9 protein-coding genes are annotated in these 11,810 nt (G+C 68.3%); 4 read left to right on the forward strand and 5 right to left on the reverse strand.

The features are described 5' to 3' along the window. Nucleotides 1-46: 46 nt before the first annotated feature. Entirely contained in the window at nt 47-1,042 is a 996-nt protein-coding gene (locus ACWEWT_RS11830) for an AraC family transcriptional regulator (protein WP_452558312.1), read from the reverse strand. Nucleotides 1,043-1,187: 145 nt separating this feature from the next. Between ACWEWT_RS11830 and ACWEWT_RS11835 the strand changes: the two genes are divergently transcribed. Beyond that, complete coding sequence (locus ACWEWT_RS11835) at nt 1,188-2,240, forward strand: saccharopine dehydrogenase NADP-binding domain-containing protein (protein ID WP_452558313.1); 1,053 nt, start codon at nt 1,188-1,190, stop codon at nt 2,238-2,240. A gap of 166 nt (nt 2,241-2,406) precedes the next feature. Here the strand turns inward: ACWEWT_RS11835 and ACWEWT_RS11840 are convergent, their stop codons facing one another. The 4 genes from ACWEWT_RS11840 to ACWEWT_RS11855 all read right to left on the reverse strand — a co-directional run bounded on the left by ACWEWT_RS11840 (nt 2,407) and on the right by ACWEWT_RS11855 (nt 7,965). Then, on the reverse strand, nt 2,407-4,899 hold the full coding sequence (locus ACWEWT_RS11840; protein WP_452558314.1) for an ATP-binding cassette domain-containing protein: 2,493 nt from the start codon (nt 4,897-4,899) through the stop codon (nt 2,407-2,409). Between the two features lie 64 nt (nt 4,900-4,963). Beyond that, nucleotides 4,964-6,127, reverse strand: a complete 1,164-nt coding sequence (locus tag ACWEWT_RS11845; RefSeq protein WP_452558315.1) for a substrate-binding domain-containing protein — start codon at nt 6,125-6,127, stop codon at nt 4,964-4,966. A gap of 37 nt (nt 6,128-6,164) precedes the next feature. After that, nucleotides 6,165-7,214 carry an ABC transporter permease gene (locus tag ACWEWT_RS11850; RefSeq protein WP_452558316.1) on the reverse strand — a complete coding sequence of 350 codons (1,050 nt, stop codon included), beginning with the start codon at nt 7,212-7,214 and terminating at the stop codon, nt 6,165-6,167. Beyond that, nucleotides 7,207-7,965, reverse strand: a complete 759-nt coding sequence (locus tag ACWEWT_RS11855) for an SDR family NAD(P)-dependent oxidoreductase (protein WP_452558317.1) — start codon at nt 7,963-7,965, stop codon at nt 7,207-7,209. The genes ACWEWT_RS11850 and ACWEWT_RS11855 overlap by 8 nt, the downstream gene beginning before the upstream one ends. A 114-nt stretch (nt 7,966-8,079) precedes the next feature. On the opposite strand from ACWEWT_RS11855, the gene ACWEWT_RS11860 reads away from it, so the two are divergent. From ACWEWT_RS11860 to ACWEWT_RS11870, 3 genes are all read left to right on the forward strand, one after another. Beyond that, nucleotides 8,080-8,952: a carbon-nitrogen hydrolase family protein gene (locus tag ACWEWT_RS11860; protein WP_452558318.1), complete on the forward strand. Its 873-nt coding sequence runs from the start codon at nt 8,080-8,082 to the stop codon at nt 8,950-8,952. 31 nt (nt 8,953-8,983) lie between these two features. Beyond that, nucleotides 8,984-9,958 carry a cyclase family protein gene (locus tag ACWEWT_RS11865; protein ID WP_452558319.1) on the forward strand — a complete coding sequence of 325 codons (975 nt, stop codon included), beginning with the start codon at nt 8,984-8,986 and terminating at the stop codon, nt 9,956-9,958. Between the two features lie 75 nt (nt 9,959-10,033). Further along, on the forward strand, nt 10,034-11,770 hold the full coding sequence (locus ACWEWT_RS11870; RefSeq protein WP_452558320.1) for a dihydroxy-acid dehydratase: 1,737 nt from the start codon (nt 10,034-10,036) through the stop codon (nt 11,768-11,770). Nucleotides 11,771-11,810: the final 40 nt, after the last annotated feature.

Below are 11,810 nucleotides of genomic sequence, written 5' to 3' on the forward strand. Positions count from 1 at the left end.
CGGGGCCGACGAACACCCGGCTCGATTTCGAGGAGAGTGTCGGAATCTATTTTTCGAATTCGGCGGCGTATGTGCCTGCGCGAGTCGCGGAGCCGCTCGGTTCTGCCGGGTCCCGATCCGGTGGTCGGACCGGTCGGTTCTTCCTTCGGTATCGGCCCGGTGGGTGGTCGAACTCGTTTTTGAACGCGTGGGCGAACGCGAATTCGGAGGCATAGCCGGCTTCTCGGGCGATGACGGTCAGCGGGGTGTCGGTATCGCGCAGTTGCCGGGCCGCGAGGGTCATACGCCACCAGGTGAGGTAGGCGATGGGTGGCCGGCCGATCAGTTCGGTGAATCGGCGGGCGAAACCGGCCCGCGAAACCCCGGCGTGGGCAGCGAGTTCGGCGACGGTCCAGCCGTGTCCGGGCGAGCCGTGGATCGCCGAGAGCGCCGCGGCGACGGCCGGGTCGTGCAGCGCGGCCGACCACCCGGTGTCGGCTCGGCGGTCGAGCCAGCGGCGCAGGATGTGCAGCAGCAGGGCATCCAGTAGCGAGCGGAGCATGGCATCGTGTCCGGGCCGCTCGGCGGCGAGTTCGCCGTCGAGCAGGTCGACGATCACCCCGACCGGGGTGTGGCGGGTTTCCGGGGCGGGCAGGTGGATGACCTCGGGCAGATCGGCGAGCATCGGGTGGGACCGGCTTCGATCGAGCAGGTAGGCACCACACAGCAGCACGGCCTCGGGTCGCGGTTCGGCTGCGGAGTCCGGTCGGGACGGCCGCGGGTTCACCCGGAGCAGCGAAGTAGCGGCGGAACGTAGTGGCGTGGCCGGATCGTCGGCCAGACCGTGGGCGCATCCTCCCGGGAGCAGAACAATGTCGCCCGGCCGCAGCGCGATCGGATCGGCGGCCGGGGGCAGGAACCAGCAGGTGCCCGCCAGAACCACATGGAATCCCGCGGCATCGAAAGCGGGAAACTTCCAACCGAACGGCGCGCGGTGGCCGACCCGGCCCGAATGGGCTTGGCCGATCCGCATGGCGGCCACCACATCAGAGAGAGGATCCACCCCATCGAAAATATCAAACCAAGATTTGCTCGAGACAGATTCGTATAGATCTTGGATTCTGACGCATTGAGCGTCGTAGATCGTTGGCTTTAGGTTCGAGTTGCTGCTGATCGCGCAGCGGAATCATTCGGCCACTGGAGTTGACATGCTCATCACCGTCTACGGTGCCAACGGTTATCAGGGAAAGCTCACCCTCGCCGAGTTGTCCCGCCGCGGTATGGAGGTCCGGCTCGTCGGTCGAGACAGGTCGCGGCTGAAATCCGCAGCCGCCGAGGTCGGCATTCCCGACGCCGATATCCGGGTGGCCGGTCTCGATGACCGTGCCGCTCTCGTTGCCGCGATCGGGGGCAGCCACGTCGTCATCAACTGTGCGGGACCGTTCACCACCTCCGGCGCAGTGCTGGTCGATGCCGCGATCGCCGCCGGCGTCCACTACGTCGACACCGCGGGCGAGCAACTGTATGTGAAGGGCGTTTTCGATTCCTTCGACGGCGACGCCGAGCATGCGGGTGTCACGGTCGTGCCGGCGGTCAACGACGGCTGCCTGCCGGGCGACCTGCTGGCGCACCTGATCGCCGAGCGGACCGGGCCGCTGGCGGAGATCACTGTCAGCCACTTGATCACCGGCACTGCCGGTCTCTCACGCGGATCGCTGCGCTCGGCGGCGGCGACGATCGACACGATGCGGTCGGGCGGGCTGACCTATGACAACGGCGCCTGGCACAGCGGCATCCCGGCCCGGTACGAGACGATCACACTGCCCGACGGCCAGTCCGTCGCGATGGCGGCGCTGCCGACGTGCGAGGTGGTCACCATCCCCCGACACGTGCAGGTCGAGCATGTCGAAAGCCTGCTGGAGGCAACCTTGAAAGCCGGCCTCGAAACACCCATCACACCGGAACTGATCGCGAAGCTTCCCGCAGGCCCGACCGAGCACGACCGCGCCGCACAACAATTCACCTACCTGCTCGACGCCGTGGACCGCCGAGGTCGGCGGACACGGGGAATCATCCGAGGCCGAGACACCTACGGAACCACCGCCGTCGCCGCGGTCGAAGCAGCCCGCCGATTGTCGGCGGGCCACACTGCCGCCGGAGTACGCACTCCCGCGCAGGCATTCGATCCCGCCGACTTCCTCGAAGCCCTCTCCGGCCACGACCTCGGCTGGACCATCGAGGCGACCACGACAGTGAAGTAACGGTGCCGGACGCGACCCTGCTCTCGACGGCCACGGCCACATCAGCGTGTTGGGCCGTACCGCGCCCCGGACGAGGTGCTCCCGCGTCCAGCCGAGTGGAGCCACCACCGAATCGGCGGTGGCTCCGCGGACCACATCCTGGTGGCGCCCGCTGCGCACGATCGGGCTACCGCGCGGTCCGCCGCTGCACCTGTGCGTACAGGGCCGTCGCCGCCAGCGCGATGATGCCGACGAACAGGTACTGCCACGCTTGGGACAGCCCGAGGAAGATCGTCGAGTTCTCGATCAGTTGCAGGAACAGCACCCCGAACAGCACCCCGATGAAGCTGCCGCGGCCACCGAAGATCGAGGCGCCGCCGAGTACGACGGCGGTGATGGAGGTCAGCGTGTAGGTGAGGCCGGCCGTGGGGTCACCGACGCCGATCTGCGACATCAGCAGCAGCGCACCGACGGCGGTGAGGACCGAACTCGCGATATAGGCCAGTAACTGGACCCGCCCGACCGGGATACCGCGGTAGTGGGCCGCCGACTCGTTCGAGCCCGCGCCGCGCAATCGCAGTCCCAGGGAACTGCGCCGGGACAGGTATTCCAGGCCGGCGAGTAGGGCGGCCCCCACCAGGACCGCCACCGGAATCGGCCCGATCCGGGTGTTCAGGACATCGACGATATCGAGGGCGATGATCCCGCCCGGCGCGTCCCGGAGCACGAGCGAAAGTCCCTGCAGCGCCGTATAGGTGATCAAGGTGGCGACCACCGGACTGACCCGAGCGAACCGGATCATGGATCCGTTGAGCAGGCCGACGACTAGGGCGAGCGCCGCCATCAGCACGAAACCGAGCACCCACCACCCCCACCCGTAACCTTCGACGACGAAGAAGGACGCGACGACGACGAGAGTCCCGGCCAGCGGACCGACCGACAGGTCGATACCGCCGGTCAGCATCACCACCAGTTGCCCGGCCGCGAGGAACAGGATCGGCGCCAGCAGCGCGAGCATACTGCCGATATTGAACGCGGAGAGGAACCGTTCGCTCTGCGAGTAACTGACCGTCGCCAGGGCGACGGCGGCCAGGACGAGGACCAGGCTCGGCGCCTGCTGGCCGGTGATGAACCGCCGGAACGCGCTGCCGCGACCGCCCACGGCCACGGCAGCGGACGCGGCCGGGGCTTCGCCGCGGCCCGCGGTGAGGGATGCCTCGGTGATGGTGTGTTCGGTCAGCGCGTCGCCGGTGAGTTCCTCGACGATCCGGCCGTGCGAGAAGACCAGTACGCGATCGCACAACCCGGCCAGTTCGACATTGTCCGAGCTCGAAACCACCACGGGGATACCGTTGTCCGCCGTTTCCCGCAGCCGGTGGTAGATATCGGAGCGGTTGCCGACGTCGATGCCCTGGGTCGGTTCGTCACACAGCAGCACCCTGGGTTCGGACAACAGCGAACGGCCCAGCACGACCTTCTGCTGATTGCCGCCGGACAGATGCTCGAGTGGTGTTTCGATGGTCGCGGTTTTCACGCCGAGCGCACCGACCTGCGCACCGGCGAACTCCCGCTCGGTGGCGGCCGACACCATTCCCGCGCGTGATACCCGGCCGAGCGCCGCGACGGACAGGTTCTCGCGCACCGACAGCGCGGGCGCGATGCCCTCGATATGCCGCTCCTGTGGCATCAGGACTATCCCGCCGGCCCGGGCGGTCCGCGGATCGGACAGATCGACGACGACATCACCGACCCGCACGCTGCCGCCGGCCGGGACGGCACCGCCCAGCGCCCTGATGAATTCGCGCTGGCCGTTGCCCTCCACCCCGGCCAGCCCGAGAATCTCGCGACGGTGCACCCGGGTGGTCGCCCCGGTGAGCGGCCCGGCACTCAGACCGTCGATATCGACGGCCACATCCCCGATATCGTCGGCACGCGGTGGGAAGAGCGCGTCGATGGTTCGCCCGGCGATCAAGGTGACGATCTCACGCTCGGTGACCTCACCCGCGGCGAATTCACCGCGGGTGCGCCCGTCGCGCAGCACCGTCATCCGATCGGCGAGCGCGAAGACGTCCGGGAGTCGATGGCTGATGTAGACGACGGCGACGCCGGTCTCGGCGAGCGAGCGGATCAGCCCGAACAGCGTCTCGGTCTCGGTCGCGGCGAACGGCTCGGTGGGCTCGTCCAGGATCAGCACGCGCGGATTCGCGGCGAGCGCACCGCAGATCTCCACGGCTTGTTTCTCCGCCAGCCCCAGGCTGCCGGCGGGCGCCGCCGGATCGATGGTCATGCCCATCGGAGCCAGCGCGCGTTCGGCCCACGAGTGCGCGGCGGCCAGATCGGGTCGCAGCGCGGGCGGGACCGCGAGTACCAGGTTCTCGGCGACGGTGAGGTCGGGCAGGATCGCCGGATGCTGATAGGCGATGGCCAGGCCCTGCTCGCGCACCGCCAACGGCGAGCCGCTCACGATCGCGGCACCGTCGATGGTAAGGGTGCCTTCGTCGGCGACCAGCGCCCCCGAGGCGATGGCCATCAAGGTGGATTTACCCGCGCCGTTCCCGCCGATCAGGGCGTGGATCTCGCCCGCCTTCGCGGTGAACGAGACCGAATCGAGTGCGGTGACGCCGGGGAATCGTTTGGTGACGCCGGTCAGAGCCAGACCACCGGTGGACACGGTTGTCATATGCAGGGCCTTTCGAAATGAGAATGGAACCGGTACCGCGCGGGCGAGGTCGGCGCGGGGGCGTTCACCGGTAGATCCGGGACAGCGTGTCGGTGGACAGCTCGGAGGACAGCACCGCGCTGCTGGGCAGGCCGCGGTCACACCGGGGCTGCGCCTTCGGATCCACGGAGTTCTCGACGATCGGGATATCGACGATATTGGGCTCGGGATCGTCGATCCCCTGGGCGTCGGCCACCGCCTTGCGCAGCGCGAGACGCACCATCCAGGTCCGGGACGAGACCGTGACCACCTGGAAGCCGGGCTGTTTCGGGTGGTTGTCCTGGAAAGCGCAGGCGAAACCGTTGACGTCGTTGGCGGTCCAGATCGGCAGCGGCCGGCCGGCCTGCAGGAACGCCCGGATCCCGCCGAGCGAGGCATCACCGGAGTCGGTGAGCACCGCGTCGATCTTCGGATATTTGGTGATCAGGCCCGCGACGACCTTCTGCGTCTGGGCCGGATTCCAACCGGTATCGATCGGCGCGCCCGGGTCGTTGAGCAAGGTGACCGCCGCGCAGCCGGGATTCTCGGCCAACTCGGCTTCGATTCCGGCTATTTCGGTGAGGCTCTGCGCATTACCCGGGGTGCCGCCGAGGAATACCGCGTTGCCGCCGCCGGGGCCCAGCGTCTCGCAGGTCCACTTCGCCCACGCCCGCCCGTCGTTGACGGTGTTGTGGCCGACGAAAGCGGTGTAGTCCACACCCGCTTCACCACCGGGACTCGCGGTATAGGGCACCACCGACACACCGGCTTCGTAGGCTTCGCGCAGGGTGGGTATCAGCGCGGGCCCCGCGTCGGGGAATACGACGAGCGCATCGACGCCCTGGGCGACCAGAGCTTTGATATCGCCGATGGCCTTCTGCGGATTCCCCTGCCCGTCGGCATAGGGTAGTAGTTCGATATTCGGGCATTTCCGCGCCTCGTCCTCGAACTCGGCACGCGCGGTCTTGCGGAAGGCGTTGTCGCCCACGCCGTCGGCGAGCGCGACCCGCACCGTATCGGTGCCGCAGAGCCGGCTCATGGGTACGAATTCGTCGACCGACCCGATCTGCGATCGATCCAGGTAGACCGGGTCGATCTGGAAGTCTCCGGTGGCATCGGAGAAGGGGCCGCCGGCACATCCGCTGAGTGCGAGCGCGGCGAGTCCCAGCAGGGCCGTGGCCCGGCCGCGGGGAATGTGGGGTGATTTCACGTGAGGACAGTCCTTGCCTGGAGCCGGCGGTGCCGGGTCAACTACGCGTAGCGGGGCGGCGGAGATAGGTACGCCACGGGATGCCGCGGACGACGACCGCGACGGCGAGCACGACGGCCTGCACCAGCAGCTGCACGGCGGTCGACGCCCCGGCGGCGAGTACGACCTGGCCGAGCTGGGTGAGGAAGAGCGCGGCGACCGCGGTGGCCGCGATGGAGGAGATCCCGCCGCGCAGCAGGCTGCCACCGAGAACGACCGCGGCGATGGTGGTGAGCTGGTAGCTGTCGCCCAGACGAAGATCGGGTGTGCGCAGGTAGGCGGCGAGCAGCGTGCCGGCCACCGCGTACGCGACCCCCGCCAGGACATAGGCGCAGATCTCGGTGGCCGCGGTGCGCAGGCCGAGTATCCGCGCGGCGGGCACCCCGGCGCCCACCGCGATGAACCGGCGGCCCGGTACCGAATGCCGGAGCAGGATGTGGCCGAGCGCGACCACGACGACCGCGACCAGGAACAGGCTCGGAACACCGAATACCGAGCTCACCGCGAAGGCACTCAACGCCGGGTCCGCGCTACCGGGGAACCCGTCGGACAGGATCAGGACGAAGCCGAGCAGCAGCGAGTTGACCGCGAGCGTCGCGACGAACGCCGCCACCGAGAACCGGACGACGGCGATACCGACGATCAGGCCGGACACCGCCCCGCACACGATTCCCAGTACCACGCAGGCCACCAGCGGTAGCGAACCGTTCTGGGCGATCTTGGTGGCGAACACCGCGGCCAGCGCCATGACCCCGGGCACCGAGAGATCGATACCACCGTGCGCGATCACCAGCGTCTGGCCGAGCGCGGCGATCGCCATGATCGCCGCGAAGGGCAGCATCGCGCTCAGCGCGGACGACGACAGGCTGCCGGGGGCCAGCAGCGGGCTGAGCACGAACAGCGCGACGGTGATCGCCACGACCGGCAGGAAACGATCGCCGCGCAGCCGGGACAGCCACGCTCCCCCGTTCGGCGCCGAAGGCGAATCGGCGGAGCTCGCGGCCGCGATCTCCGCTATCGGGGATTTCTCCGTATTCGCATCAGACACTGGTGTAACCGCCGTCCATGGCGAGGTCCGCACCGGTTACGAAGCCGGCGTCGGCACCGAGCAGGAATGCGATACCCGCCGCGATCTCGTCGGCTTCGCCGATCCGGCCGATCGGATGCGCGGCCCAGAGATCGGTGCGCGCTGCCGCCGGATCCGGCTGGGCGGCCAGATAGGTGGCGAGCTGATCGGTCGCCACCGAACCCGGGCTGACCACATTGCACCGGATTCCGTGCGGCGCCTGCTCCACCGCGATCTGCCGGCTCAGCTGGGCGACCGCACCCTTGGACGCGCAATAGGCGGCCTGGTTCGGCAGTGCCACCGATCCGGAGATCGAGGACAGGTTCACGATGGCGCCGGGACGGCCGGTCGCGCGCAGTCGGCGGACGAACTCCCGGCAGGTGAGGAACGTTCCGGTGACGTTCACCGACAGTACGGAATTCCATTCCGCCACAGTCGTATCGATCAGCGGAGTCGAGATCATCGTGGCGGCGCTGTTGACGAGACCGTCGACCCGACCGAACTGCTCGTAGGCGGCGGCGAAGGCGGCCGCGACCGCGTGTTCGTCGGTCACATCGGCGGCCCGGACCAGAGCACGCGCGCCGGCCGACACCACCGCCGCGGATACCGATTCCAGCGCGGACGCGTCGCGATCGACGAGCACGATATCGCTTCCGCGCTCCGCGAGGAGCCGCGCCGTGGCTGCTCCGATACCACCGGCTGCCCCGGTGACCAGTACGACTTGGCAGGTCATGGGTATTCCATTCTGATTGAGCATGTTGCATGCAACACGTGACGTGTCGAGTAGGTTGACATGCTGCATGCAGCATGTCAACCTCAATCGAGCTTCGATCCAGAAGGGACCCCCATGTCCGACTCACCCGTGTCCGACTCCGCCGTGCCCGCCGCCCCCGTGCGCGTTTCCGTTGCCCAGATCCCCTCGCTACGCGGGGATATCGAGGCCAACGTGGCGACTGTCGCGCAGGCGATCCTGGACGCGGGTCGCTCCGGGGACACCCTGATCGTCTTTCCCGAATGCGGGCTCAGCGGCTATATGTTCACTGCCCGTGACCAGGTACTCGCCGCGTCGGTTCCGGTCTCGGATCCACGCATGGCGCCGATCTTCGAGGCTGCCGCCCGGACCGGCGTCCACGCCGTCGTCGGACTGCTCGAAGCCGATGGGGAGCGGGTGTACAACACCGCGCTCCTCGTCGGGCCGGACGGTATCGCCGGTCGCTACCGCAAACAACATCTGCCCGAACTGGGCGCCGACAACTTCGTCGACCCCGGCGACGGCGAAGAACCGCGCGTCATCGATATCGGCCCGATCCGGGTCGGGTTGATGATCTGTTTCGATCTGCGGTTCCCCGAATCGGCCCGCGCGCTCGCCCTGGCCGGCGCCGACGTTGTCGCGATGCCCACCAACTGGCCGCTGGCCTCGCATTTCCTCGCCGACCACATGACCCGGGTCCGGGCCGTCGAGAATCTGCTCTACCTCGCCGTCGCCGATCGCGCGGACACCGAGGCGGGCACCCGGTTCCTCGGTCGCAGCCAGATCATCGATCCCGGCGGGGACGTTCTCGTCGATGCCGGCGATGCCCCCGGGGTGGTCACCGCGGAGATCGATCCGGCGCGCGCCCGGATCAAACGACTGGAATTCGACGAACCGGAATTCGCGCTCCCCGTTTTCGCGGCACGGCGGCCGGAACAGTACGGCGCCCTGACCGAACACCGGAACTAGCACCCCGACAACAGAACCGAGGAGGCCGACAATGTGCGGACCAGGATTCGTCGACGAACGCGCGCGGGCCACGATCGCGGCCCATGCGGCGAAGTTCCGTCAGGTCACCATGAGCCCGTTCGGGCCCGACGACGAGATAGGGATGCTCAACCTCATAAACGCCGAGACCTCGCGCGAGGTCTTGCGCGCGGCCGACGGCGGCCGGGTGCTCGATCTGTCGGTCGACTACTTCACCGGGATGCCGTCCTGGACCAAGGCCGGCGATCCGGGGTTCCAGCAGTGGATGACGCATACGCCGGCGGGCACCGTACTCGACGACATCACCGGAGTCGGCGCCGAACAGAACGCGCTCGTCTCGTATTCGGGTGACGCGATGTCGATGTACACCCACTGCGGCACCCATATCGACACGCTCAATCACTTCGGATACCACGGCAAGATCTTCAACGGATTCGAAGCGGCCCAGTGCATCAGTTCCCGACACTGGACCAAGGCGGGCGCCGATAAGTTTCCGCCGATCATCGCCCGCGGCGTGCTGTTCGATATCGCCGCACTACTGGGCGTCGATGTCGTCCCCGACAACTACGGTATCGGCGCGCAGGATCTCGCGGCCGCGCTGAAGCGGCAGGGTAGCGAATTCCGGGTCGGTGATGTCGCGCTGGTTCGTACCGGCCGGATGCGGGCCTGGCCCGACGTCGACGCCTATATCGACAACGCGCCCGGCCTCGACCGGGACGGCGCACAGTTCCTCGCCGAAGCCGGGGCCAGTGTGATCGGCGGCGATACCCTCGCGCTCGAACAGTCCCCCGCCGCCGACGCCGAGAACTGGCAGGTCGTACACACCTATCTGCTCGCCGAGGCCGGCGTGCCGATCATGGAGGTCGTCGACTGCGAGGCGCTGGCGGGTGAACAGCTCTACGAGTTCGCGTTCATCGCCGCGAGCATGAAGATCCGCGGCGCCACCGGGGCTCCGATGCGACCGCTCGCGATGCCGCTGCTGAGCTGATCGCAGCCGTCGGCGCATACCACTCTCCACGCGCGATCCGATGCCGGTTCGCCCGCAGCCACGAAAGGGGCTCCCATGCCCGAACACACCGATCCGACCGAGGCCCCCGCGTCGGCGACACCGGGTTACAACGGCGGGTCCGCTGTCGACAGCAGCCGGACCTCCTACGGTGATATCGGGTTCAGCCGCTACCTCCGGCGGGCGTTCCTCGCGTCCGCGGGTTACGACGACGAATCCCTGGAGCGGCCCATCGTCGGCATCGCGGTGACCTCTTCGGATTACAACACCTGCCACCGGGATATGCCGGCCCTGCTGGCGGCGGTGCGCCGCGGGGTCGAACAGGCCGGCGGACTGCCGATGGATTTCCCCACCATCTCGCTCGGGGAGATCCTCACCTCCCCCACCACCATGCTGTTCCGGAACCTGATGGCGATGGACACCGAGGAGATGATCCGCGCCCTGCCGATGGACGCCGCCGTCCTGCTCGGTGGTTGCGATAAGACCGTTCCGGCACAGTTGATGGCGGCGGCGTCGTCGGATATCCCGGTGATGCTGGAGGTCGTCGGGCCGATGATGACGGGCAGCTGGCGCGGGGAGCGGCTCGGCGCGTGCACCGACTGCCGGCGGTTCTGGGGCAGGCATCGCGGCGGCGAACTCGACGGCGCGGAGATCACCTCGGTGCGGAACGAGCTGGTCACCACCGCGGGCACCTGCACAGTGATGGGCACCGCGTCGACCATGGCCTCGATCACCGAGACCCTGGGCATGATGCTGCCCGGCGGCGCGACCCCGCCCGCGGTGAGCGGTGCCCGGCTGCGGCATGCCACCGAAACCGGGCGGCGCGCTGTCGAACTCGCCCGCACCGGCGGCCCGCTGCCCCGCGAGGTGATGACGCGTGCGGCCTTCGACAATGCGATCCGGGTCCTCGCGGCGATCGGCGGCTCCACCAACGTCCTGATCCACCTGATCGCGGTCGCCCGCCGCGCCGGAATCGAACTGACACTCGGCGATTTCGACACCATCGGCGCGGACACCCCCCTGCTCGTCGACTGCAAGCCCTCCGGCACCGGATATATGGAGGACTTCCACCGCTCCGGCGGTGTACCGGCACTGCTCAAGGAACTGGCCCCGCTCCTCGATCTCGATCATGTGGGAGTCGGCGGCCGGCCGCTGCGTGAACTCGTGGCCGAGACCAGGGAACGCGAAGAGTGGCAGAGCACCATCCGCCCGCTGGACGAACCGTTGGGCGCCCCCGGCGCCCTCGCCGTACTGAAGGGTTCATTGGCCCCCAACGGCGCGGTGATCAAGGTTTCGGCCGCCAGCCCGCATCTGATGAAGCACACCGGGCCCGCGATCGTGGTCGACAACCCCGCCGACGCGACCCGGATCCTCGACGACCCGGATCTCGACGTCACCCCGGATCATGTTCTGGTCCTGCGCTATTCGGGTCCGATCGCCGCCGGTATGCCCGAGGCCGGTGCGCTGCCCATCCCCGCGAAACTCGCCGAACGCGGTATCCGCGATATGGTCCGGGTCTCCGATGCCAGGATGAGTGGCACGTCCTACGGCACAGTGGTGCTGCACTGCGACCCCGAAGCCGCGGCGGGCGGCCCGCTGTCCATCGTCCGCGACGGCGATATGATCAGTCTCGATGTCGCGGCCCGCTCCCTCGAGCTACTCGTCGAACCGGACGAGATCGCAAGGCGGTTGGAATCCTTCACCCCGCCGGCACGTGCGACACGGGGTTGGCAGAAGCTCTACCAGGACACCGTCCTACCCGCCGGCGAAGGTGCCGATCTCTCCTTCCTGTGAGGAGCTACCGCGAGGAGCATGATGCATGCAACATATCGGC

Source organism: Nocardia sp. NPDC003963, assembly GCF_053605105.1.